The organism is Flavobacteriales bacterium (assembly GCA_020635395.1).
In the GTDB taxonomy this organism is placed as follows: Bacteria; Bacteroidota; Bacteroidia; order NS11-12g; family UBA9320; genus UBA987.
Window position 1 is genome coordinate 634420 of the sequence record JACJZV010000001.1, and the last position, 22651, is coordinate 657070.

The 22651-nt window shown below is 36.6% G+C and carries 30 protein-coding genes; 1 reads left to right on the plus strand and 29 read right to left on the minus strand.

Annotated elements, in window-relative coordinates; genetic code table 11:
- Position 1: 1 nt before the first annotated feature.
- The 23 genes from H6607_02670 to H6607_02780 all read right to left on the minus strand — a co-directional run bounded on the left by H6607_02670 (position 2) and on the right by H6607_02780 (position 15999).
- The gene (locus H6607_02670; GenBank protein MCB9261267.1) at positions 2-193 is read right to left on the minus strand and encodes a cold shock domain-containing protein; all 192 of its coding nucleotides are present in this window, start codon (positions 191-193) and stop codon (positions 2-4) included.
- A gap of 90 nt (positions 194-283) precedes the next feature.
- Entirely contained in the window at positions 284-952 is a 669-nt protein-coding gene (locus H6607_02675; GenBank protein ID MCB9261268.1) for a hypothetical protein, read from the minus strand.
- The gene (locus H6607_02680) at positions 949-1746 is read right to left on the minus strand and encodes a penicillin-insensitive murein endopeptidase (protein ID MCB9261269.1); all 798 of its coding nucleotides are present in this window, start codon (positions 1744-1746) and stop codon (positions 949-951) included. The genes H6607_02675 and H6607_02680 overlap by 4 nt, the downstream gene beginning before the upstream one ends.
- 9 nt (positions 1747-1755) lie before the next feature.
- Positions 1756-2178, minus strand: coding sequence for a hypothetical protein (locus H6607_02685; GenBank protein MCB9261270.1), 423 nt, complete (start codon positions 2176-2178; stop codon positions 1756-1758).
- An 86-nt stretch (positions 2179-2264) separates the two neighbouring features.
- On the minus strand, positions 2265-2756 hold the full coding sequence (locus tag H6607_02690; GenBank protein ID MCB9261271.1) for a hypothetical protein: 492 nt from the start codon (positions 2754-2756) through the stop codon (positions 2265-2267).
- Between the two features lie 130 nt (positions 2757-2886).
- On the minus strand, positions 2887-3792 hold the full coding sequence (locus tag H6607_02695) for an ADP-ribosylglycohydrolase family protein (protein MCB9261272.1): 906 nt from the start codon (positions 3790-3792) through the stop codon (positions 2887-2889).
- 179 nt (positions 3793-3971) lie between these two features.
- A complete protein-coding gene (locus H6607_02700; GenBank protein MCB9261273.1) occupies positions 3972-4193 on the minus strand; it encodes a hypothetical protein in 222 nt (73 codons plus the stop codon).
- Between the two features lie 43 nt (positions 4194-4236).
- Entirely contained in the window at positions 4237-4584 is a 348-nt protein-coding gene (locus H6607_02705; GenBank protein ID MCB9261274.1) for a hypothetical protein, read from the minus strand.
- Positions 4581-5033 (minus strand): hypothetical protein, encoded by a 453-nt coding sequence (locus H6607_02710; GenBank protein ID MCB9261275.1) that lies wholly within the window; start codon positions 5031-5033, stop codon positions 4581-4583. Before H6607_02710 ends, H6607_02705 begins: the two co-directional genes overlap by 4 nt.
- Before the next feature lie 85 nt (positions 5034-5118).
- On the minus strand, positions 5119-5463 hold the full coding sequence (locus H6607_02715; GenBank protein ID MCB9261276.1) for a hypothetical protein: 345 nt from the start codon (positions 5461-5463) through the stop codon (positions 5119-5121).
- An 88-nt stretch (positions 5464-5551) separates the two neighbouring features.
- The gene (locus H6607_02720; GenBank protein MCB9261277.1) at positions 5552-6055 is read right to left on the minus strand and encodes a hypothetical protein; all 504 of its coding nucleotides are present in this window, start codon (positions 6053-6055) and stop codon (positions 5552-5554) included.
- Between the two features lie 244 nt (positions 6056-6299).
- Positions 6300-6647 carry a transcription initiation protein gene (locus tag H6607_02725; protein MCB9261278.1) on the minus strand — a complete coding sequence of 116 codons (348 nt, stop codon included), beginning with the start codon at positions 6645-6647 and terminating at the stop codon, positions 6300-6302.
- Between the two features lie 99 nt (positions 6648-6746).
- Positions 6747-7331: a Crp/Fnr family transcriptional regulator gene (locus H6607_02730; GenBank protein ID MCB9261279.1), complete on the minus strand. Its 585-nt coding sequence runs from the start codon at positions 7329-7331 to the stop codon at positions 6747-6749.
- 169 nt (positions 7332-7500) lie between these two features.
- The gene (locus H6607_02735) at positions 7501-8370 is read right to left on the minus strand and encodes a tetratricopeptide repeat protein (protein MCB9261280.1); all 870 of its coding nucleotides are present in this window, start codon (positions 8368-8370) and stop codon (positions 7501-7503) included.
- Positions 8371-8387: 17 nt separating this feature from the next.
- Positions 8388-8564, minus strand: coding sequence for a hypothetical protein (locus tag H6607_02740; protein MCB9261281.1), 177 nt, complete (start codon positions 8562-8564; stop codon positions 8388-8390).
- 307 nt (positions 8565-8871) lie between these two features.
- Positions 8872-9438 (minus strand): hypothetical protein, encoded by a 567-nt coding sequence (locus tag H6607_02745; GenBank protein MCB9261282.1) that lies wholly within the window; start codon positions 9436-9438, stop codon positions 8872-8874.
- On the minus strand, positions 9425-10162 hold the full coding sequence (locus H6607_02750; protein MCB9261283.1) for a hypothetical protein: 738 nt from the start codon (positions 10160-10162) through the stop codon (positions 9425-9427). The genes H6607_02745 and H6607_02750 overlap by 14 nt, the downstream gene beginning before the upstream one ends.
- Before the next feature lie 128 nt (positions 10163-10290).
- Positions 10291-10644: a hypothetical protein gene (locus tag H6607_02755; GenBank protein MCB9261284.1), complete on the minus strand. Its 354-nt coding sequence runs from the start codon at positions 10642-10644 to the stop codon at positions 10291-10293.
- Between the two features lie 272 nt (positions 10645-10916).
- Positions 10917-11408, minus strand: a complete 492-nt coding sequence (locus H6607_02760; GenBank protein ID MCB9261285.1) for a YfbM family protein — start codon at positions 11406-11408, stop codon at positions 10917-10919.
- A gap of 314 nt (positions 11409-11722) precedes the next feature.
- The gene (locus H6607_02765; protein ID MCB9261286.1) at positions 11723-12427 is read right to left on the minus strand and encodes a hypothetical protein; all 705 of its coding nucleotides are present in this window, start codon (positions 12425-12427) and stop codon (positions 11723-11725) included.
- 82 nt (positions 12428-12509) lie between these two features.
- Positions 12510-12968 (minus strand): tryptophan-rich sensory protein, encoded by a 459-nt coding sequence (locus tag H6607_02770; GenBank protein MCB9261287.1) that lies wholly within the window; start codon positions 12966-12968, stop codon positions 12510-12512.
- Positions 12969-13278: 310 nt separating this feature from the next.
- Positions 13279-14055, minus strand: a complete 777-nt coding sequence (gene blaOXA, locus H6607_02775; protein MCB9261288.1) for a class D beta-lactamase — start codon at positions 14053-14055, stop codon at positions 13279-13281.
- A 120-nt stretch (positions 14056-14175) separates the two neighbouring features.
- Positions 14176-15999, minus strand: a complete 1824-nt coding sequence (locus H6607_02780) for an ATP-binding protein (GenBank protein MCB9261289.1) — start codon at positions 15997-15999, stop codon at positions 14176-14178.
- 452 nt (positions 16000-16451) lie between these two features.
- Here H6607_02780 and ssb point away from each other — a divergent pair, with 452 nt between their 5' ends.
- Positions 16452-16790 (plus strand): single-stranded DNA-binding protein, encoded by a 339-nt coding sequence (gene ssb / locus H6607_02785; protein MCB9261290.1) that lies wholly within the window; start codon positions 16452-16454, stop codon positions 16788-16790.
- 111 nt (positions 16791-16901) lie between these two features.
- Here ssb and H6607_02790 read toward each other — a convergent pair whose 3' ends face one another.
- The 6 genes from H6607_02790 to H6607_02815 all read right to left on the minus strand — a co-directional run bounded on the left by H6607_02790 (position 16902) and on the right by H6607_02815 (position 22650).
- Positions 16902-17396 carry a TlpA family protein disulfide reductase gene (locus tag H6607_02790; GenBank protein MCB9261291.1) on the minus strand — a complete coding sequence of 165 codons (495 nt, stop codon included), beginning with the start codon at positions 17394-17396 and terminating at the stop codon, positions 16902-16904.
- Positions 17396-18700: a UDP-N-acetylglucosamine 1-carboxyvinyltransferase gene (gene murA / locus H6607_02795; protein ID MCB9261292.1), complete on the minus strand. Its 1305-nt coding sequence runs from the start codon at positions 18698-18700 to the stop codon at positions 17396-17398. Before murA ends, H6607_02790 begins: the two co-directional genes overlap by 1 nt.
- Positions 18701-18706: 6 nt before the next feature.
- Complete coding sequence (locus H6607_02800; protein ID MCB9261293.1) at positions 18707-19378, minus strand: DUF4290 domain-containing protein; 672 nt, start codon at positions 19376-19378, stop codon at positions 18707-18709.
- A 37-nt stretch (positions 19379-19415) separates the two neighbouring features.
- Positions 19416-20510 carry a glutamine-hydrolyzing carbamoyl-phosphate synthase small subunit gene (gene carA / locus H6607_02805; protein MCB9261294.1) on the minus strand — a complete coding sequence of 365 codons (1095 nt, stop codon included), beginning with the start codon at positions 20508-20510 and terminating at the stop codon, positions 19416-19418.
- Between the two features lie 68 nt (positions 20511-20578).
- Positions 20579-21298, minus strand: coding sequence for an RNA pseudouridine synthase (locus H6607_02810; GenBank protein ID MCB9261295.1), 720 nt, complete (start codon positions 21296-21298; stop codon positions 20579-20581).
- Positions 21295-22650, minus strand: coding sequence for a histidine--tRNA ligase (locus tag H6607_02815; protein ID MCB9261296.1), 1356 nt, complete (start codon positions 22648-22650; stop codon positions 21295-21297). Before H6607_02815 ends, H6607_02810 begins: the two co-directional genes overlap by 4 nt.
- Between the last annotated feature and the right edge of the window lies 1 nt (position 22651).

A 22651-nucleotide genomic window follows, 5' to 3' on the forward strand; every position in this document is an offset into this window, starting at 1 on the left:
GTTAAACAACTTTAACATTAACGGCATTAAGCCCTCTTTTTCCTTCTCTCAATTCAAATTCAACTTTGTCACCATCGGTAATTCGGTTGATTAATCCGGATGAGTGAACAAAGTAATCTTTGCCAGCCTCATCATCCTTAATAAAACCAAATCCTTTAGTTTCATCGAAGAATTTTACAGTTCCTGTATTCATTAAAAAATATTAAAATTAAAGGTGCAAAGGTAAGCCAATATTTGACGGTTGCTTTTTTATTTTTAGGATATTGTCTTTTTTTTGGAGAAACTAATCAATCAAGCGTAAGTAAAATTCCTTTTTTCCGACATCATAAGTGATTTTTAGACGTTCGTTTTCGATGAATTGAAATTGAAAATTAAAAGCATAGGTTGAATCGTCGAAATAGGCATCTTCAAACTCAGCTTGTTCTACAATGGGTTTTGAAATCATTCCAATCCTTAATCTTGTATTTGCACACATATAGGATTCATGGGCATTAATAGCTGCACAGCTATCTTTATTTGTTAAGATACTTGAATGTTCAAGACCTCCAAAACCTATCATAGAATCTTGGAGGAGACCATTTATCATGCAAAATTCTATTGGATGAAGTTGGCTGTATTCTTCATTGTCCAAAACAATATCGAAGTCGGTACATTTTATTGCTCTAATAACGTAATATTTGTTCTGTTTGAATTTTGCCAAAGCCGTGCTTTTGTAGTCAAAATTGGGTGCAAAGAACGTAAGTGTGTCAAAATTTGTTGGATTTATTTCTATGGCAAAAGTGTCTGTGCTCAAACTTATTTTTGTTCCGTTTATGTTCCAATAAATATGTTGCATGTGGTTTTCCCAGTCCTCAATATTTTTAAAATAGAAAAAAGCTTGATTGTTTTGTGCCCTGCACGACAGCCAAGACAGAAAAAAGGTAAATGTTATTATTAATACTTTGGCTCTCATTTCGCACCATTGAATAGTTCAAAATCGACATGAAAATGATCATCGTGCAGTGAATTTATAAGTGGTGTAAGGCTTTGCACAAGGTATATGTTGCTGTTTTTTAGTCGGTTTCCATTTTCGGTGGCAAATAATTCATCTTTGAATTCGGTTTTAATAATGACTTTAGAGATTTTTAAACCGTGCAAACGTGCAACCTTGTCGAGCGTTAAAATTTGTGCCGCCACCAAGTCGAAATCAATGGAAACAGAGGTGTCTTTGTCGTATTGTCCGCTATTGTTAAAATTAAGCAAATAATGGTTTTTGCCCAAACTGTCGAGGGCATAATAGGGTTGGTTTTGTTTGGCTAAGGGTATCATAAAATCAATGCTTAGTCCATTCTGATGAGTTCGATGAGGAGCAATTTCTCCGCCATGTTTGTTTGAACACTCCATAATGCAGAAGTGCCTATTTGGATAGGTGTAGGCAAGTTCGGAATAATATTCCAACACAGAGGCCAACAGTTGGTCATTTAAAAAAGCTCTGCCAGCCAAATAACTCACCGTGTCGAAATAATGGAAATTTTCTCCCTCAAATGGCAATAGTTTGCCGTTTTTTAACGACCCTTTTGAGACTGTTCCGAGTGATTCGCTTTTGGAACTATCTCCTTTATTATGTTCATAATAATTCTCAACAACACTTTTTTTCTTTACGCTATCTTGAGGAATAACTTCCGAATTTTTCTCCTGTTTAGAGGCATCAGCCCATTGACAAGTCATGAATGAAAAAATGATTACCGAAAAAAGAAGTTGTTTCATGAAAACAAATTAATTGCCCAAAACCAATGTAACTGCCAAAAAAGCAACAACCACCAACCCAATGAGTCCGATGGCCAAATGCGTAAAATATATACCACCGGCTGCCACCAATAGGGTAGAAGCCCCAATGGGATACCACCTTGCCGATTTTTGCTGAAATGCTTTTGAAATAAAGAATACCGAAACAGCCATAAGCCCAAATGCTACTATGGTTAAAATATTCGCCCAAGTGTTACGAACTGAACCCTTTTTTGCAGGAAATTCTTGGTTGTTGAGTCCGTTAGCTACGTCTCTGGCGGTTTCACCAATAATTTGTCCAACGGATTTTGCAGGGAAAAATAGGTCTAAAAAGTATGGCATCGACGCAAAAACGAAAAAAGTGATTCCAGCCAAAATCAACGCTTTTTTTCCAATGTCGTGTGGTGTTTCCATACTCAAATTTACAATAAAGGAAACCATTATTGTTATCTAGTAGTGGTTTTTTTAACGTGAAATTTTATTTCCAATGGGTTAAATAATCAGAAATCAACCGCCGAACATAGGTAGTAGATGCAATTATTTTTGGGGTCTTTCCAGATGGCTTCTGATGATTTATCCCAACCACCTTCCTCAACCTTCAAACCAGAGCCATAAAATAATTCAACGCTATCCGTTGGGGTATCGAACCATTCGGGCTTGCTGCCATAATTTTCATATACATGGTGGTTTGCATCGTCAATCACATATTTAGGCAAAGAATCTTTTGGTGTATCAAAGTTTGAGTGAAGTATTTGCTGAAATAATGAATCAGAATAGGAAAACTTCATAAACAAAATCCAAGAATCCCGTATAAAATGGTCTTTTATTTTAATGTCCACAATGTCGTCGGGTAGTGATATGTTGAACCGATTTATAAAATATTTTTTCTGAATATTTCGGTCATCTATATCATTGCTGCGGATGCATCCAACGGTGTTTAGTATTGTGATAATAAACCAAAAAAATACTGTCAGTTTTTTAATTCGAAACATTGTAATAAAAGGTGTTATCCATTGCTCCATTTGGTGTCAACAATTATTAATAACTCTGAAATGTTTTGTATGCAAGTGGCCGAAATTGTTAGGCAACGGGATGTGTTGCTCGGTTCTCAGCTTTTCCCATTTATTCCCAGTTTTCTTTTTTAATAAATGTGTTCATTGTTGTCTCAATCCATTCATATTCACTCAAATTTTTCAACTTATTTATTAATTTGTCGGGTATCCCTTTTTGTCCAATGAATGTGCCAGCAATTTGTCCGGCAATGGAGCAATTGGTGTCGGTATCTCCGCCAATTTCAATGAGTTGCAAATACATTTTTTCGATACCTTTTTCTTTAACTTGGTTTGCCGCCGCAATAGCCAACGGAACAGAGTTTACCACATATCCGTTGTTCCCAATTTGTCCAATTTCTTTAAGACTCTTAATGTCTTTGATTTCAATTAATCGGTCTCTTACTCTTGTGTCTGGAATTTGGTCAATTACCAAATCAATCAAATTTGTTTCTCCTGTCCAATGGCCTTTCAAAATTTCTCTAATTGCAATTATGACACATCTTGCCCCAATGTATGCCTCATCATTGTTGTGCGTGATTTTGCAAATATTTTTGATTTTGGAGTCGGTAATGTTTTCTTTAAATGCAATTGGGGCAATTCGCATGGCTGCTCCGTTTCCGGCTGCATATTCGCCGCTTCTACCCACATAGCTCCAATGTATGCCATGGTTTAATTCTGTTAGAGATTTTAGCGTACTTGCTCCAATTCCGCTAATTTTTCTTTGTTGGTAAAATTTTAAAAACATTTTTGCAATTGACTCCGGATTAGCCTCTTCATCCTCAATCATTGCTTCGATTGTTGCCAAAGTTAATTGTGTATCATCGGTTATTTGCCAAATAGGTTCTTCCGTATTCGGCTTTCCAAAAAGGTATATGGTGTCTTCTTTTTCTTTTACTTTATGTTCAAATCCACTTCCCCATGCATCGCCAATAGCCCCGGCAATAATGCATCCTCTAAATTTTTCAGCTATAGTCATAAATACACCTTAGGTTCTTTTTTTTTTTTTCTTCCCAAATTGCCCTACCGAACTTGTTCAATTCACAAAAAGCCGGAGACACCATATTTTGTTTACCCATATCTAAAATACCACAAATTTTATTAGTTCTTGGCTTATGTTTTAATGGGCAACGATTTTTCGTTATAGGAATGAGTTACTTATCCAGCTTCTTGTCTTCCAAAATACTTTATGTTATTTTTTTCGATTTCAATGTGATAAAGAACGGAGGACTCTGTGCACCAATCTGGTTCAACTAAAAAGGTGTTATCTATTATAAGTACGAAATGACAGAATTTGTTGTCGAAATACAACCTTATCATGTCCTTACAAGCTTCGGGGTCTTTGTATCCTTTGGGAGCGATATTGAAATGATATTTCATTTCGAAGTAATTATTTTTCTCTAAAGAGTCGATGTTTATATCGTTAAGAAAAAGGTTGAGATAGGTTGGTGTTATATCCACAAAATATCTCTTTTTCTTTATCATTATTTGGGTATTGATCGTTTAATACCGAATCAAGTTTGTTGAAAAAATCTTTTTGAAGAATTACGTCTTTAAGTTTTAAGAAATCGGTGCATTTGGCTAAACACGTCTCACGTTCAGCCTTTTTGGGTTTACCATTGAATATTTCGAGTGAGTCTTTATACGGAATGCTGTCATTTAACGTATCCAATACCATTGATTTCTCATCCAACGGATTTCTTTTGTTGTTGGATTTGATACACCCAACGATGGAGGTTAAAAGCAATAATGTGTAAATTAGATTTTTCATGCCACATACATTGGGAATTCATTATCGAATTCCAATTTATCCGATTTTTCACACTCTAAAATCAACTTTTCTTTAAGATTTGACGAAACGTAAATTCTATCAAAATAAAGTTGATAAATTCTGAATCCATCGGATTTCACACGTTTAATATTCTTTAAGTTTAGGTGATTTTTATAAATTATCTCAGAATAATTATTCCAAGTTTCATCTGTGGATTTTCTCCATATTTTTACTTCTTTAATTGAGCTAATTTGGTCTGCAACATATTTGCAAAGAATTTCTGCGATTGAATTATCGACTAAATTTCCGCCTTCTAAAATAGGCTTAAATATTCCGAATTCTGATACCCTGTACATATCATCGCTAATCTTGTCAAGATGCACTTCTTTCCCAAATTTGTTCGGGTCGCATTGATTCTCGAGAGCAAATAAATTTAACAAACCATTCATCAGGAAAAAAAATGTTTCTTACGGAAATATACTACCACTCGGTGTGGATATAATTTTGCTATCAACGGCATCAACAAGATTCTTTCTACTTCGTCCACACGGTTCTAACGAAAGTTGCCGAAGAAAAATCAACCCCGTTAATTTTTGAATTTCCGACAAAACCACCCAATAATCCCAAAACGTTGGCATCGGAATCCAAAACCTCCGTACTCATGTCTGCCCCGCAGGTTCCCGGATTTAGAGTGTAAACGGCACTCCCCTGAAATGAAAACTCTTCGGCTTTTGCATCATTGCAATCCGTTGATTTACTGAAAATTTTGATTCTTTCTTCCACACTTTTTGGGGTGCCTTTTTCAACCTCTACTTTGTTGCAGCCCATAAAGGTTTGGGCAATGAATAATGCAATGCAAATGATAGCCAGTTTTTTCATATTTAATCTAATTACGCTTTTTTTGTGTTTTTGCTTTGATGCTTTCCAAAGGTATTATTTATTCTGAATAATTAGATGTAAAAACGAACTAATGCCTTTGGTAAAGGGCATTTTTTATTTTTTTTACTCCGAAATGATACAAACAAACGACTGCCAAAAAGACTAAAATTTTTCCTAAAAGTCCGACAATTGGATATTTCATATCCATTCCGAATTCGTTGTTAGAAGCCCAACTACTTGGCAAATAATCTCTGTGCAATGTGGTAACAATAAGGGTAAATCGCTCGATGGTAACCACAAAAAGCAGACTTATAATTATTCGAGGTATGAGATGTTTACGTATGAACCGAATTCGATAGGCTTGAGTAAGCAAGAACCAAAACATTGGTTGAATCCACAATGCAAAGGCATATTTACCCGTAAATCGTTCATAATATTCGGCTTTTATAGTTTCGTCTTCCAACCCAAAATAGAAAGCCAAAGCACCAATAAACCAAAATGCCAGCCAGACAAAACCTAAAAAGATGATTAATTGAACCGCACTTTTATCCAATTCTTCTATGGTTTTTTTGTCTTTCAGAAATGCTTTCAATACGAAATATAGTATTGAATAAAAACCGAATCCGACAAAAATGTCAAGCCTAATAAAGTTGGTGGTAAAATTTAATATCTCTTTCAAATTTACTTTTTAAGAATTATTTTTTGTACGTTCCGAGTAGGACGTTAAAAGCACTTCCAATCGATAAAAATACAAATTTTTTTTGAACTTCTGTAGCTGAAAAGTTAAACTTCAACCCCCCACTTTCATATAAATACCTCGTGTGCGGCAGTGCATTTTAATTTCTTTTACTATCTTTCATTTCTTGTGTTGTATTGTTTTGTCTTATTTCAACACTTGTATTTTGCCCTTGCAAAATCGGGCAGTCTTTTGCCAGAATGGTGGCATCTTCCATGTTGTTTGCACAAACCACAATATATCCTGCTAATGACTGTTCGTTGGCAACATAAATTCCATCGCTTATGCTGTTGTCTGATTTTAACACTTTGCCAGTGTGAGGTAAAAATGAATTTCCACCGTTTGCTAATTTTCCTTGGTTTGAAATGTTGTCAATCCATTTCATCCAATTGTCCATGTAGGCTTTTATTTGTTCACGTGTTGGCTGGATTCCACTTGTCAAATTCATTCTAAAGATTAATGTAAATTCTTGCATTTTTTTAATTTTTAATGATGGGCAAAAATGAAACTACTTTTTGTGGGAAACATTGATATAGGTCAAAATCGGTTATTTCGATTTTAGCCTGCTCAAAGTCTCGGGCTGTATGTCGAGAAATGAGGCAAGTGCTTTGTTAGAAAGTTTTTGAATAAGAATTGGGTTGTTTTTCAGCAGTTCATCATATCTCTGTTTTGCGGTGAGAGTTACCAAATTTTCAATCCGTTTATTTTGGAAAGCATAAGCCATTTCAAGTATTTTTTGATAAAATATTTTCCAATTGTCAAACTGCTGATTTAGTTTAAAAAAGTCGGAATGAGAAATTGCCAACAGCTCGGTATCTTCCTGAGCGTCTATACATTCGGTACTCGGTTTTTGAGTGGCAAAGCTTGTTAATGCTGTTCCAATAGTAAAGTCGGTCATAACATAACGTGTTTTTTCTTCGCCAGCTTTGTCCATAAAATAGGTTCTTATGCAACCCTTGTCAACATAATAGAATTCCTTGCAAACGTCACTATCGTGCAATAGAAAACTGTTTTTTTTCACACTTTTGGGTTTGAAATAAGTACAAATTGTATCAAGTTCCTCATCTTTAAATTTGACAATATGAAGTAGTAATTTTTGTAGATTGTCATTCATAATAATACGTTCTGACATAGGTTAGGCATTTGTAAATACACAGTGCGTGCCGCAAAAGACAAACGCTCTCCAAATTTAGCTGAACGGAGCGTGATAACCAATAATGATGTTGGATTCGTTGATGAGGCACTATCCTCGTTTATTGGGAGAGCCGCCAACTCGATTGGCTGCTGTGCTTTTTTGTCATTTATTTTATTGTCCAAGTATAATTGCTTGACCAATCATAAAAATTGTCAATGTCTTTTTTATGTTCTTTCAACCATTTGTCAACGTCTTGATAATCAGAAGTTGCAAATGCAATGTAAGCAAATGTTTCTATTAAATTTTTGTCTTTCATTTCTACGAAATATGGAACATAATATTCCCAATAAAAACCATAATTTTTGTCTTGCATTTCTTTTAAAGAAGAACAAACAGTTTCAAATTTTCTAATGAATTGTTCAATCTCTGTTTTCTTTTTATTTTTCTTGTCGTAGTCCAACGCAGCGTCCATTGATAAAATTAAGTCCGTGATATTAAAATTATTTTCTTTGGCTTTTCCGTCTGCGGTTGTGTCGCAAAGCATAGATGGATTTATGTTGATGTTAATAGAATTTTCACCTGTCTTTTCAACATTTGCTTTAGTTATGCCTTGCAATAGTCCCAAATTTTCATTTGCTCGTTTAGTTTGTGGTTCTATAATTAAAAATCTGCTGAACGCTAAAAGTGCTGGAATTCTTTTGTCTGTTGCATAGAGTAATCTACCCAATGCACTTTGAGAACTTGCGTGATTTGGATTTAGAGATGCAGATTTTTGAAAGCAAATAATTGCTTCGTCATATTTTTTAATGCTTGATAGTGTTATGCCTTTGTTGAAATACAACTGATAGTAATCTGGAAATAGTTTTATGCCTTCGTCATATATTTCAAGTGATTTGTCTGTTTTTTTTAATCCGTCATAAGCGTTTCCGTATGTTACATAAACACTTTTTAGAGCTTTTTCGCCTTGATGTTTTTCTATCGCTGTTTGGCAATTTTCAATAGCTTCATCGTATTTCTGTAACGATAACAACGACATTGCTTTTTCAGCCAATGCTAGTAAATTGTCTTTATCAAGTTGCAATGCTTTGTCATATTTATTGCACCTTCGTAGTCGCCTTTGTCGTGGTAGGCAATACCTTCGTCAACAAGTTTTTCAGCATCTTCTTTTTGCTGTCCGAATAAGGTGTTACAAAGCAAAGAGAACACCAATAATAAAATTGTCTTTTTCATATTTCTTATTTCTTATTTTGTTGTTGTTTCGACTTAACATAGCAGCTAACGGTCGCATGTATTAAACGTTGGGGATTGCGGGCTTCGTCCCTGTCTGCCGTAACAAAAGCTGATGCGGAGCAGAACGCTTGATTTAACCACTTAAACCCCAATGTTTTATACATGATGTGTGTGCCGCAAATGGCAAACACTCTTCAAAAATAGCTGAAAGGAGAGTGATAACCAATAGTGATGTTGGATTAGTTGATGAGGTGTACTCCTCATTTATTGGGAGAGCCGCCTACTCGATTAGCGGTTAGGTCTTCTTTCATATGTCTATTATCAGTATTGCCCAAAATTTGTTTTCATTTTCGTTGGTTGTAATAATATTTTCTCCGTCACGCAATTTATAAAAACTTAGTCTGTCGCTGATATAATGTCCATCATCATCTTGGTCAAGATTGTTTTGTTTGGCCCAAAGTTGTCCGAGTTCAGGTGTCTGGAATGAATACCAAAACCGAATGCCTTTAATTTCTTCGTTTTGAAATTTGTCTGCAAGTAAAGTCAAAGTTTTTACACCAAGCATAAAGGCTTTTTTGTTGTCAGCCGGTTCTACATAACAGTCCACATGAAAATGATTTTCGCTGTCTTCAATTATGGATTGATTTTCCCAGTCCTGTGTAGCTTTGTAAAGTCTGTCAAATAATTTTAAAGTAACACCAAGGTCGGTTATTAAAATTTGGTCGGCAAGAATTTCTTGAACTTTTGTGGGTAAGTCCACCGAAAATGAAAAGTCGTCTGGCAGATTATATTCTGTCAAAAGTTGCTTAAATATTTGGTTGTATGATGTCGTCATAGGCTTACCGCTAACGGTAGTATTTTTAGTAATCATCATATTCTTTCAATGGCTTATATGTTTTGAAACGAATGTAGTTAGCTTTGTTTGTTGTGTCTTCAAATATTATTTTCTCTTTTCCATTCTTGTCAAACTCTCGAACTGTGATACCATCCATTGCCTCAACACTTGCGAATTCTCTTAAACTGTCACCATTAATTCTAAGAAAAACTGTCGAGCTACCGCCATAGACTAAAAATGCGTCAATGCAGTCAAGTTGTTTGTTGTAAAGCATATTTGGATAGTTCTGTGAATTAACCATTGATATTAATTCTTGGTTTTGTTGGTCAAATATAAAAAGTCGCCTTATCTCATTTGCACCTCTGGCAGCAGTCCCTGAAATAAAAGTAATGTCATTAAATCCGTCGTTGTTAAAATCTGAAATGTTGGCTTCAAATCCCATAAGAGAAGTAGTTTCATAGGAATAATTATTTTGTATCATCCATGTTTCTGGGTCTTTAATGGTATTTCTTCCCTTGATGTAGAATTTAACTATTACATAAATGTCATCGTAAACTCTATGTCTTATCAACTGCACTTTGCATTTCCCTTTTTCGCCAATATTTAAACTATCAATAAACGTATCTATAATTTCTGTTTTGCTTATGCCTGTATTTTGACTGTCAACTGAAGCAATTTTATTTTCTACAATTTCTGCTGTATCAGCCTTACCAATATGTTCTTTAGGCTCTTGATTCGAGTTACAAGAGAGTAGAATTGTCAATATTAATAGTGTAAAGAATTTCATCGTGAGGTGTCCTGTAAAATTAGTGCCAACGTTCCGCAAATAGGCACAGCCGCCTAACAAATATAGTGCATTTGGCGGGTGGGTTTATTTGCTGTTATGGTTATTCATTTCTTTAATGCTTCAATCAGCACATCAACCTTATTACTGATATAGTTTTTTCGATTGATCAACTTTGTTCTTTTTAACGGCACAAGCAAAACTTGGGTTGCGTTCAAGTAATTGAGATTATCTGTGCGTTGAAATTCTCCCAAATCAAACCAATCCTCTTTACCATCCCATATCAATTGTATGCAATGGTTATTCTGAGTGTTCGTCCACTGGTAAATTCTGGTTTCAATGCCATCTGTATTGTGGATGTCAGTCACAAGTTTGTAACCCTTATTATACAGTGCCAAGCCTAATTTCTGTTTTGCTTGTTCCTGTGCGTGTTCAATATTTTCTCGAATGTAATTGAGCATTATTTTAATTAATCATAACGGTAAGTATATGCAAAGTAGGCGATTGTGGGCTTCAAACCTATCAAACCGTTGAGAAGTTGAAGCGGGCTACAGCCATTGAATTTACTATTATTTCGCCTATTTTGTATATACATTGTGTGTGCCGCAAATGGCGAACACTCTTCAAAAATAGCTGAAAGGAGAGTGATAACCAATAATGATGTTGGATTAGTTGATGCGGTACACTCTCCTCATTTATGGGGAGAGCCGCCTACTAGATTAGTGGCTGTGCTTTAATTTATGAATGTTATAATTGCTTCTCCATTTTTTGTAGCGTCGGAGTATACTTGTTGTAAGGCCTTAAAGTACTCGTTTAAATATTCGAAGGCTTCATCCCCTTCGTCCCAAATTGTCGGATAAATTTCCAATGTCATCATTCTTTTTGCGTCAAAACTTCTCTTTAATTCCTCTGTCGAGATTTTTGAAATTTGAGCGTTTATTTCTGAAACCTGAATTGGAGTCAAATAATTTGCTGGGCCATAACCTAAATCTTGGTCTTCGTCTATTAATTGTCCGCTGAATAACACCTTTGCAAGCGGATGGTCTAAGTCGTCTATGTTTTTACCCGTTAATAGAAACAAAATGCCTGCCCATGCTTTTTCGACATCTGTTAATTTTGGATCTTCGTAGCCTTTGTCATTATAAATCCTACCATATAGTTTCGAACTGTCGTTAATATATTCTTCGAGTTCAGCGTTTGAAACACGAAGAAGATTTCCAATCATACTCATAATAATTTATTTTGTCTTGTTATGTTGTACAAGGTTGCACCAAACGGATACGGCTTGGCGAAAGCAGGGCTTTGAAAACCATCAGCCGAAGTTAAGCACAAATGTTGAATTACTTCCTTCAGCCCTGCTTTTGCCAAACCGATGTGCCTGTTGCACAACTCAAAAGTAACTCTATTTTTCAACTATTTCAAAAAAGTTGTAATTTTAATCTTTTTATTATCAGCGAGTTAATTGTGTTTTGTTTTTGAGGTAAAATCTAAAATAGCGTTGAGGTAGTTGTGCAACAGCTACCGATGCTACCTGCTGTTTTACTCAATTCCTGTTATTAATTCTTTGTTTTTTTCTGTCAGTTCATTTATAGCGTCCAACATATATTCAAGTCCCGAACTTTTTGGATTGTGTCCTGATAGTGAATATGAGCCGTCTTTCGAACTTTCAATTGCTTTTTCAAGTTGAGCTTTTTCTTTATTCGTCCAATGCTTTCGCCTCATAGTTTCTATGTCGCCAAAATAAAGCTCAATTTTATTTTTCAGTACCAAATACTCTTGTCTATTTATAAAGCCAATTTTATAATCATTCGTAAAACTATCAAATTGCAAATTGTCTTTTAGTGAACGCCCTTTTGTTATAAATGTCCATAATTCAATAAAATCTTTATCCTTGGTAGATGAAACCATTTTATTACTTGCATCATATCGCCAAACACTCATTGTCGGACCAAAAAAATCAAGAATGTCATTGTGCTGGTGTGTTAAGTCGTAGTATATTCCTATAAATTCAGATGTAAGTTCGTCAATAAATTTCTTGTCTAATGTCGCAAAGTCTGCTTGCAAATCTTTGTTTTGATTAAAATACTCTTTTAGCCCTTCGTTCCCAAATGGTTGATTGAATTCCTCCATCGAAGATTTGTCAAAGTCTAAATACCATTGCCTAAAAGTCGAGTAGTTGTCAAACAATAGTTCTTTAAGTCCTTTGTCATAGTTGTTTTTAAAATAGCTTATTCTCTGTCCCATAGTATATCATCCAAAAATAGCAGGTACGATCCCGTATTAGCGGTCGTTTTAATGCCGCTTATGCATTGTAGGGCATAGTTGTTTAATTATTAAAATAGATATATCCATTAAGTGATGTTGCTATCAAAAGCCAAACAAAGTATGGTAGTAAAAGTGCAGACATCACTTTCAACACTGGCCAATAATTGTACAATAAGTATCCTATGAGAAGTGTCAATAATGAAATGACCACTAGAGCAACGGTTATATTGTGTAAATAGAAAAACAGAGGATTCCATGCTACGTTTAACACCCATTGAAGTACATAAAATCCAATAATAAGTTTCTTATTCTCAATACTTGGCCACAGATAAGCCATATATAAAGAAAAGCAAATCATTATTATGATCCAAGCTAAACCAAATACCCACCCAGGAGGAGTCCAAGGAGCCTTGTTGAGTTCTAGATACCAATCTGATGGTACTCCCTTTCCTGTAAAGAGTCCACTGATTCCAAGTGCCCCAAAATTCAACAACAAAAAAATTACGATTCTATTTATCATGTTATTATAATTATGCCCAACGTTTTCGGGCTTTGCGTTCGGGCGGGTTTCGAAGCACAAAACTGTCAATCTGCACTAAACTTGAATAGAAGCATAATGCTCCAAGTTTGCACGTCACCCCGCCTGACGCAAAACCCGTGTGCCTGTTTCACAACTCAAAAGTAACTCTATTTTTCAACTATTTCAAAAAAGTTGCAATTTTAATCTTCTTATTATCAGCGAGTTAATTGTGTTTTGTTTTTGAGGTAAAAATCTAAAATAGCGTTGAGGGTAGTTGTGCAACAGCTACCCGTGTTAGCAGTAGCAATTCTCATCTATCAGTTAGTTTGAGGTCGTTAAGGATTAAATAAACAATGTCTATTCGAGCATTTGCAAAGTCCTTATTGTTTAAGTCAGCCGATTGAATGCAGTTAGCGAAATAATAAACTTTGTCTTTATTCTCAAGATAGCCAACATACCACCCAATATCTTTATTGTCTTGTCCGCCCCAACCAGTTTTTGCTCTAATTACATAATTCAATGTGTCCTTTGCAATCATTATATTTTTAACAATATCCATTGAACGCTTTGAAAAGGGAAGTTGGTTGTCGTGAAGTCGTTTTAAAAAGTCAATTTGTTGTTTGGGAGAAACACGAAGTCCACCAGTAAGCCAAAACTTGTCTATGCCACCTGAAGTGTCAACGTTTCCATAGTTTGCTTTATCAAGCCAGTATTTCATTTGTTGTCCGCCAACTCGTTTTGCAAGTTCTTGATAATACCAAACTGTAGAATTTTTGAAAGCGGTCTTTAAGTCGTGGTCGCTATTCCAGTTTGGGTTTTGTCGGGTTACACTGTCCCAAGGAATTACAAAGTTCTCGTCTTTAATTACTCCTGTCTCAAGTCCGATAAGCGAGTTACAAATTTTATAAGTCGAGGCAGGTGAAAAAGTTTGCTCGAATTGGTCTTTGTTGTAAAAAACATATTTGTCGTCTTGTGGGTCGTAAAGAACGAAAGAACCGCCAACATTAAATTGGTCGTAATATTTTTTAAAGTCGTCACGAATTTCTACCACCTGCTTTTGCTTACAAGCTGTTAGTCCGAGAACCATTAAAGTCAAAATTATTATTGTCTTTTTCACTGTCGTTATATTGTTACTGCTAACGTTTTGCAGCTACCCGAAGGGCGGGGCTTTCGGAGCACTAATCTGTCAAGCTACGATAATGTTTATTTATTGTACAACTGTTCCAATTCCCACTTCAGCCCCCGCTTTTGGCAAGGTGCTGTTAGCACCCGTTTTTATTTCTGTTAATTTGTCAACCAGGTCTTTCGGGAACATATTTAGTTTTCTTAATGCTTTAAACAAGGTCTTAAAATTAATAATTGTGCTTGTGAAAATATTATTATAAACTTCATTCAATATCGTTTTTCCTCGTCTGTTCAATAACCATTTCGGATATAATAAAATTGTCTCACCAACAAATGACACTTCAATTCTTTCTGTTTCAGTCGCTGGGTCGAAATCAGGAAAGTATTTTTTTAATTCAGGTTCTACTATAGATATTATAGCGTCTGCGACTTTCTGTAAAGTTTCAGCAGGAAGCGATTTTAATTTGTATTCTTCGCCTACTGATAGCTTCAAACCCTCAACAGCTGGATTCTTTTCCTTGTCAATTAGTGCGGCATAAACAAGGATTGGATCAGCTAAATAATTTTCAATACTATATCTGTCTATTTTATAGACACCGTCAGATACGGCATTACCAGTGTCTGCGTCAATTAGTCCTTGAACAATATTTACTAATCCTGATTCTTGTAGCTTATTTACCCAATTCTGAACAACATCTTTGCCGCCTGATTTGTCTTTCGTAGATGCTGGAATAAATACTAATGGAATATTTGCATCGATTTGATTTTCTGTTGTAAGTTGATTGTAAGCAAATGAATAAAATGAAACATCATCGTTGTCTTCAACAAGAAAATACTTAGTTCCTTCACCTACATAAACCAATCCTGCTGTCAAGAGTGAAACAGAATGATTTTTTGAAGGGGATTTTCTAATTCGAGGTTCAACTCGTGACATTTCATAAATTGAATTATTGGGTGCAAGAATAACTGTTGAAGGAGAGTGGGTGGTCATTATTACTTGGACTCCAAATTTGTCAACAAGAACATTTTTGATAACATTTAAAAACTGTTGAGACATTGATGGGTGCAGATGAGCATCAGGTTCGTCAAGTAATAATAATTTTGGAAATACTTTTTTTTCTTGGGAGTTGTACAAATAAAACACTAATGAAATAAGTACTTTTTCTCCTGAAGACAAGTCATTAAAATTTATTTCCTCGTTTAATATTTGATGAGTAAGTTTTAATTGAAAGCCATCTCGAATTCCATTGTTTGAAGGGTCATTAACATCAAATGGTAATTTTGATTCTTTAATAATTTCTTTTAAAACAACCCACGGTTTTTCCCCGATTGATTTTTTTATATTTTCTTCCGTTTCGTGTTTAGCCTGCAGTTCTATTTCGGATAACCTGTAATTATAAAAAACTTCACCAATCTTTTGACTTAGTTGGCTTTCCTGCTCAATTAATATCTCAGGAAAATATTCGTAAAATTCTTCTTTCGTTATGACATTGAATTGTTTCCCTGTTTTCTTAATAATTTCTTGGCATGCCCAAAACATTTTAATTTGTCCTTCTTGGTTTCTTTGATAGTTGCCACCTTTAAAGTTATTATAGTAACCATCCATCTGTTGCTGAATGGTAGAAAGATTAACGTGTCCCGTATTTTGTAGTTGCCACTCTCCCTTAAGAAAAGTAACCTCATCTGGTTTGATGGATTTCCCTGTTATAACAACTCTTTCGGTAGTTCCTTGTTTATTGATAATCGTATTATGAATTAAATCTAATAGTTGCGATTTACCAGTTCCATTAGGTCCAGTTATTACAACGAAGTCAGGAATGTCTGTCCAGTTAAAACTTGTAATTGATTTGTATTTTTTGTCGAATTTTATTTCCATAGTTGTCTGTCTTAAAATGGCAGCTAACATCCCTATATGCCCAATACAATAGTCCAATTGTGCATATTTCCATTATCTATGCAACAATACATGCGACGCTGAAGATGTGGCTTCACCGCCAAACTCACACGGTCATGAGTTGTCTCATTCATCTGTCAAAAATATCTTTTTTCATAATAAATCCAAGCCTCTCCTTAATGACTTGTTGGTGGGTATTGCTAATTTTTTAAAGTGATGGTATAAAATTCCAATTTACCCAACTCTATAAAGTCAATCGCACAAATCTTGATAAAGATTAAACGCTTTAAAATCAGCACACTAAATCCGTTATACCCATTTTCAAACGTTTTCAAGTGTTTTTATACGTATCTAAATGTTTTAAAAACCGATGGCACAAAATACCGCCCCAATCTTTGCAGTGTCGGAAATGGTTAAAACCCCACACCGACTTTTTTAAAGTAACATATTAATTTTTTAAACACATGAACACACTAAGAAACAGCGTACGATTGACAGGTCATTTGGGTGCTAACCCTGAGGTAAAAGAAGTAGCGGGCGGTAAAAAAATAGCTCGGTTTACGCTGGCCACCAACGAAACCTACCGCAAACAAGACGGCGAAAAAGTGACCGAAACCACCTGGCATCAGTTGTATGCCTGGGGAAAAACGGCTGAAATTGCCGAAAAATACCTCAAAAAAGGGCAAGAAATAAGCATTGAAGGCAAACTTACCAACCGCACTTGGGAAGACGAAAACGGCCACAAACGCAACATTACCGAAGTGCAGGTAAACGAGGTAATGATGTTTGGCAAAAAGGATTGAGGCTTTTCGATTTTTTTTTGAACCATTAAGGCATTGAGGTAGTTAAGTCTGCGGATAAAATCTTATTGTACCTTAAAGCCTTAATGGTTTAGAACATTTAAGCTTTAAAATTTATTCACTTCCCAATTTAAGCTCCTGCAACCGATTTATCAAGTTTTGGCCAAAAACTCCGGTGGCTATTACCACTCCGGCAGAGTCCACCAAATAGTTTTGAGGCAGGTAGTGGGGCAATTTCATTTGGGTTAATAGCGGACTATCCCATTTGGCAGTGTCTATGGCATGTGTCGGCCATGTTATTCGGTCGTTTCTTATGGCTTTTTGCCACACCAAACTATCGGTATCCAATGCGATGCTCACTATTTCAAAACCGTTTCCGTTTTTAAAGTTGGTGGTTTTGTATTGCTGATAGATGGTGTTTAATTCTCCGTTTTGTATGCGGCATGGCAAACACCACGTACCCCAAAATTCTACCAAAATGAGTTTGCCTTTTATGCTGTCGGAAGCAATTTGATAATGCGTTTTTAGAGATTGAAAATCGAAGGAGTGTTGGTTGTTTTGTGAAAAACTAAATAGCACTAAAAGCGGTATGACTGCCAACTTTTTCATTACAATCTTACAATGTCGGCACCGATAGCATTCAACCGATGCTCGATGTTTTGATAGCCACGGTCTATTTGCTCAATGTTGTGAATGGTGCTGACCCCGTCGGCACTCATGGCGGCAATAAGTAGTGAAACTCCTGCACGAATGTCGGGCGATGTCATTTGTATGCCTTTTAAATTTATGCGTCTGTCAAGCCCCATAACCGTTGCCCGGTGCGGGTCGCACAATATTATTTGAGCACCCATGTCAATTAGGCTATCCACAAAAAATAAGCGGCTTTCAAACATCTTTTGATGTATCAACACATTGCCTTTTGCCTGCGTACACATTACCAAGATAACACTCAACAAGTCAGGCGTTAGGCCAGGCCAAATAGCATCGGCAATGGTCATCATGCTGCCATCTATAAAACTTTCTATTTCGTAGTGTTCATTATTAAACACCCGAATGTCGTCGTTTATTAATTCAAAATGCACACCTAATCGGCGGAAAGTTTCAGGGATTATTCCTAATTCCTTGTATTGCACATTTTTGATGGTTATGTCGGAATTGGTAAGAGCGGCCATGGCCATAAAACTGCCTATTTCAATCATATCGGGCAGCAAAGTGTGCGTGCATCCACCCAAATAATCAACCCCCTCAATGGTTAATAAATTTGAACCTACACCCGAAATTTTGGCTCCCATGCTGTTAAGCATTTTGCACAACTGTTGCAAATAGGGTTCGCAAGCGGCGTTGTATATGGTGGTAGTGCCTTTGGCCATGCTGGCGGCCATCACAATGTTGGCCGTTCCGGTCACCGATGCTTCATCCAGCAGCATATAGGTTCCGGTAAGTTTTTCGGCTTCTATCTCGTAAAAATTCTCATCGGGTAAAAAAGTAAATTTTGCACCCAAATTTTGAAACCCGATAAAGTGGGTGTCCAATCTTCGTCGGCCAATTTTATCACCACCGGGACTTGGGATATAACCTTTGCCAAAACGTGCCAACAAAGGTCCAATAATCATAACCGAACCCCGAATGCTTTTTGCTGTTTTTCTGAATTCGGCTGAGTTTAGATAGTCAAGGTCAATATTGTTTGATTCAAATCGGTAGTCGTTTTCGTTTAATTTTTCTACCGATACACCAAGACCCCGCAACAGTTCAATAAGCCGGTTTACATCTCGAATGTTAGGAATGTTTTTTATAACAATTTCTTCGGGAGAAAGAAGCACAGCCGAAAGCACCTGAAGTGCCTCGTTTTTAGCTCCTTGCGGAATAATTTCGCCTTTAAGTTTTTTGCCTCCGGTTATTTTAAACGTTCCCATTTCTGCCTATCTGCGTTTAAAGTTTTTATTGTTGTTTCGGTTACCCCCGTTGTTGTTATTGTTTTTATTGTTGTTTTTCTTTACTTTATTTTTTGATTTTCCATTTTTGTTTCTAACTCGGTTTACCTCAATATGAATCTGCAAATCATCTTCCGTCAGTTTTAATTGTCCTTTCGACAAGGTTCGCAAATGCTCAATTACGGCTATTTTGTCAAGGTTTTCATCATTCCAGTTTCTTGATGAGTTTACCATAAAACTGGCGATATAGTTGATAAAAGCAGTTTGAATTTCTTTGTCTTTTATGTCTAACGCCTGCTCTACCATTGTTTGTAGATTGCGGCCATAAAAACGAAATTTTATGAGCTCATCTTTATATGGAATTGGTCGTGGCTTTTGCTCAATATGCTCGCGAACAGGCATGTTGTATTCTGTGTCAACATCCAGTTTATAATCGCTGATAATGTATAGGTGATCCCAAAGTTTTTGTTTGTAATCTTCCAATGATTTTACCTCTGGGTTAAGGTTAATCATCACCTGAATCAATGTGTTAGCAAGCTCAGTGCGTTTGGCCTTATCTGGCAAATTGCAAACGTGCGTTACCATTTCTTGAAATGAGCGTCCATACTCAGAAATGGTTAAAGGCTCCATTTGGGTATTATAATCCATGTTGTGTTCCATAGGGCAAAAGTAGCTTTAAAATGGGGGAAATAGATAGTTAGCTGAGCATCGACACAAAATCGTCGAACAAATAGCGAGAATCATGTGGTCCGGGGTTTGCCTCTGGGTGATATTGCACCGCAAACGCTGGTTTGTTTTTTAACCGGATACCTTCCACGGTACCATCATTCAAATTTTTGTGTGTTATCTCGGCCAAATCAGCCACAATGCTGTCGGGGTCAATGGCAAATCCGTGGTTTTGAGAAGTTATTTCACTTCTTCCGGTAACTATGTTTTGAACCGGATGGTTCAATCCTCGGTGTCCGTGGTGCATTTTAAAGGTTCGCATTCCAACGGCTTGAGCCAATATTTGACTACCCAAACAAATGCCAAAGGTCTTTTCGTTGTTGTCCACAATGTCTTTCACCACATCGGTTTCAAAGGCCATAACACCCGGATCACCGGGGCCGTTAGAAAGCATAAACCCATCCGGATTCCATGCTTTCATTTCATTGTATGTGGTTTTGCTCGGAAATACTTTTAAGTAACAATCTCGTTCGGCAAGGCATCGCAAAATGTTGGTTTTTACTCCATAATCAAGCACAGCTACTTTGTATTTGGCATTTGCATCACCATAAAAGTACGGGCTTGTTGTGGTTACTTTCGAACTCAATTCTAAGCCTTCCATAGACGGAACTGTGGCTAATTTTTGTTTTAAAACATCCACATCCAATTCATCAGAACTGATGATGCAATTCATAGCACCCTTGCTTCTGATATGTCGAACTATTTGACGGGTGTCCACATCGGAAATACCAATCAAATTGTTGTCTATCAAATAGTCGTTAAGGCTTAGGTTGGCCATTTTGCGACTAAATTTTTGACTGAATTTTTTGCAAATCAACCCGCTGATTTTAATGCTGTTCGATTCTACGTCTTCCAAGCTGGTGCCATAGTTTCCTATGTGGTCGGTGGTCATTACCACCACTTGGCCGTAGTATGAAGGGTCGGTAAAAACTTCCTGATAGCCCGTCATTCCTGTGTTGAAGCAAATTTCGCCAACGGTAGTGCCTATTTTTCCGATTGCTTTTCCGCTGAAAACGCTACCATCTTCAAGAACTAAGATGGCGGATTGTCCTGTTGTATTGTCCACGTTTTTCTATTTGTGCAAAGGTAATCCAAACACCATGTCGGCCAAAGCGATGTTGAAAAATTGAGGAATCAAATGTTGTCGTATTTTCTCAATAAATTAAGAAATGCTGCCATATCCTTGGGTAAGGCGGCATCAACACTATATTGTTTGCCAAATAATTCAAATTGCAGAGAGTGGGCGTGCAATGCGGCTCGGGTTATCAAGGGTTGCTCTTCGGTTAATTTTTTGAGATTAAAATTCTTTTTAAATGTTCTTAAAAATGGCAGTTGCCCTCCATAGGCCACATCTCCGGCTATTGGGGCATTTTGCGAGGCAAGATGAATTCGGATTTGGTGTAATCTTCCGGTAATGGGTTTTGACTCTATCAAACTGAAATGCTTAAATTGCTCCAAAACTTGAAAGAGGGTTTGAGCAGGTTTGCCATTCAATTTGTCAATTTTTGCTCTGCCTTTAGAACTGACCGAGAGGGGCAGATCCACTTCAAATTTTTCAAAATAATGCCGTCCGTCGGCAATGGCCCAGTAGGTTTTATCCATCTGCCGTTTCTCGAATTTTACAGCTATTTCGCGGTATGTTTCCGCATTTTTAGCAATGAGCAGTATGCCCGACGTTTCCTTATCCAACCGATGACAAAGCTGAGCATCTGCATAATAATTTTGAGCCAATTCTTGTACGCTCATGGCAATCCCGATTCGCTCTTGCAAACTCGACACCATGGGCGGCTTATTGATAATCAGTAGATTTTCATCTTCCTGAATCAAAATGTCTTCAAAACGTTTGATTTTCATTTTTTTAATTTGATAATCAATTCGTTGAGCGATATTTTTGACTGACTTCCATCGGTCATATTTTTTAATTGAACACAGTTTTCGGCCATTTCATTATCGCCCACCACAGCCACCAAATCAAATCCCAACTTGTTAGCATAGTCAAACTGTTTGCCTATCTTTTTTTGATCGGGATACACAACGACTTTAATGCCTTCCTTTCGCAATTCATCAGCCCATCGACTACAAAAAATCATAGCCTTTTCATCGAAATGGCAGAATATAATTTTTTGATTATCTATTTGATTTTGAAATAGTTGAAGAGCATCCATCACATCATATATACGGTCAATACCAAAAGAAATTCCGACACCGGAAACATCCTTTAGTCCAAATATTTCGGTAAGATTGTCGTATCGGCCACCACCGCTCACACTGCCAATTCCACTGTTTTTTATCACAGCTTCAAAAATGCAGCCTGTGTAATAATCAAGTCCACGAGCCAAACTCAAATCAAGCACCACTTGTGATAGATGACTTTCGGCCAATCCAATAAGTTGCCCTAATTCGTGCAAGGCAATTTCTTTTTCCTGGCAATCAACTAATTGATTTTTAATGGTTTCCAATGTGTTTTCAGTTAAAGGAAGTTGAAGCAGCATATTTTTTAGAAGTTCCACTTTGGCGGCATCCACACCTTTTTCGCTTAATTCTTTTCCAACGCCGTCCCAACCAATTTTGTCCAATTTGTCTATGGCCACAGTAAATTCAGTAAAACTACCGGTAAATCCGATGGAAACCGTTACGGCCTCCAACAGTTTTCGGTGGTTTATCCGAACTTCATAATCTTTCAGACCCAACGTTTGAAAAACTTCTTCATAAATTTTAAGAAAATCTGCTTCGCAAAGCAATGATTTGGTGCCAATTACGTCGGCATCGCACTGCCAAAATTCGCGGTATCGGCCTTTTTGTGGTCGGTCCGCACGCCACACAGGTTGTATTTGGTAGCGTTTAAATGGAAATGTTATATCACTTTGATTTTGAACCACATAGCGTGCAAAGGGAACAGTTAGGTCATATCGAAGACCTTTTTCGGCAATGACCCAAGTGAGTTTTTGGGAGTTTTTATTAGCCAAAACTTCAACATCGGCACTTGCCAAAAAATCACCCGAATTCAGAATTTTGAACAAGAGTTTATCCCCTTCTTCCCCATATTTTCCGGTAAGGGTAGTTAGGTTTTCCATGGCCGGAGTTTCGATGGGGTCGAATCCGTATTTTTCATAAACTTTTTTTATCGTATTGATAATGAGGTTTCTGCGAAACATCATTGTCGGAGAAAAATCACGTGTTCCTTTTGGGAGAGCTGCTTTTTGCATG

Bases quoted from the DNA above. Each gene is read 5' to 3' on its own strand.
- H6607_02670 (MCB9261267.1), bottom strand. From the start codon at position 193: ATGAATACAGGAACTGTAAAATTCTTCGATGAAACTAAAGGATTTGGT.
- H6607_02675 (MCB9261268.1), bottom strand. From the start codon at position 952: ATGAGAGCCAAAGTATTAATAATAACATTTACCTTTTTTCTGTCTTGG.
- H6607_02680 (MCB9261269.1), bottom strand. From the start codon at position 1,746: ATGAAACAACTTCTTTTTTCGGTAATCATTTTTTCATTCATGACTTGT.
- H6607_02685 (MCB9261270.1), bottom strand. From the start codon at position 2,178: ATGGAAACACCACACGACATTGGAAAAAAAGCGTTGATTTTGGCTGGA.
- H6607_02690 (MCB9261271.1), bottom strand. From the start codon at position 2,756: ATGTTTCGAATTAAAAAACTGACAGTATTTTTTTGGTTTATTATCACA.
- H6607_02695 (MCB9261272.1), bottom strand. From the start codon at position 3,792: ATGACTATAGCTGAAAAATTTAGAGGATGCATTATTGCCGGGGCTATT.
- H6607_02700 (MCB9261273.1), bottom strand. From the start codon at position 4,193: ATGAAATATCATTTCAATATCGCTCCCAAAGGATACAAAGACCCCGAA.
- H6607_02705 (MCB9261274.1), bottom strand. From the start codon at position 4,584: ATGAAAAATCTAATTTACACATTATTGCTTTTAACCTCCATCGTTGGG.
- H6607_02710 (MCB9261275.1), bottom strand. From the start codon at position 5,033: ATGAATGGTTTGTTAAATTTATTTGCTCTCGAGAATCAATGCGACCCG.
- H6607_02715 (MCB9261276.1), bottom strand. From the start codon at position 5,463: ATGAAAAAACTGGCTATCATTTGCATTGCATTATTCATTGCCCAAACC.
- H6607_02725 (MCB9261278.1), bottom strand. From the start codon at position 6,647: ATGAATTTGACAAGTGGAATCCAGCCAACACGTGAACAAATAAAAGCC.
- H6607_02730 (MCB9261279.1), bottom strand. From the start codon at position 7,331: ATGTCAGAACGTATTATTATGAATGACAATCTACAAAAATTACTACTT.
- H6607_02735 (MCB9261280.1), bottom strand. From the start codon at position 8,370: ATGTCGTTGTTATCGTTACAGAAATACGATGAAGCTATTGAAAATTGC.
- H6607_02740 (MCB9261281.1), bottom strand. From the start codon at position 8,564: ATGAAAAAGACAATTTTATTATTGGTGTTCTCTTTGCTTTGTAACACC.
- H6607_02745 (MCB9261282.1), bottom strand. From the start codon at position 9,438: ATGATGATTACTAAAAATACTACCGTTAGCGGTAAGCCTATGACGACA.
- H6607_02755 (MCB9261284.1), bottom strand. From the start codon at position 10,644: ATGCTCAATTACATTCGAGAAAATATTGAACACGCACAGGAACAAGCA.
- H6607_02760 (MCB9261285.1), bottom strand. From the start codon at position 11,408: ATGATTGGAAATCTTCTTCGTGTTTCAAACGCTGAACTCGAAGAATAT.
- H6607_02765 (MCB9261286.1), bottom strand. From the start codon at position 12,427: ATGGGACAGAGAATAAGCTATTTTAAAAACAACTATGACAAAGGACTT.
- H6607_02770 (MCB9261287.1), bottom strand. From the start codon at position 12,968: ATGATAAATAGAATCGTAATTTTTTTGTTGTTGAATTTTGGGGCACTT.
- blaOXA (MCB9261288.1), bottom strand. From the start codon at position 14,055: ATGGTTCTCGGACTAACAGCTTGTAAGCAAAAGCAGGTGGTAGAAATT.
- H6607_02780 (MCB9261289.1), bottom strand. From the start codon at position 15,999: ATGTTAGCTGCCATTTTAAGACAGACAACTATGGAAATAAAATTCGAC.
- ssb (MCB9261290.1), top strand. From the start codon at position 16,452: ATGAACACACTAAGAAACAGCGTACGATTGACAGGTCATTTGGGTGCT.
- H6607_02790 (MCB9261291.1), bottom strand. From the start codon at position 17,396: ATGAAAAAGTTGGCAGTCATACCGCTTTTAGTGCTATTTAGTTTTTCA.
- murA (MCB9261292.1), bottom strand. From the start codon at position 18,700: ATGGGAACGTTTAAAATAACCGGAGGCAAAAAACTTAAAGGCGAAATT.
- H6607_02800 (MCB9261293.1), bottom strand. From the start codon at position 19,378: ATGGAACACAACATGGATTATAATACCCAAATGGAGCCTTTAACCATT.
- H6607_02810 (MCB9261295.1), bottom strand. From the start codon at position 21,298: ATGAAAATCAAACGTTTTGAAGACATTTTGATTCAGGAAGATGAAAAT.
- H6607_02815 (MCB9261296.1), bottom strand. From the start codon at position 22,650: ATGCAAAAAGCAGCTCTCCCAAAAGGAACACGTGATTTTTCTCCGACA.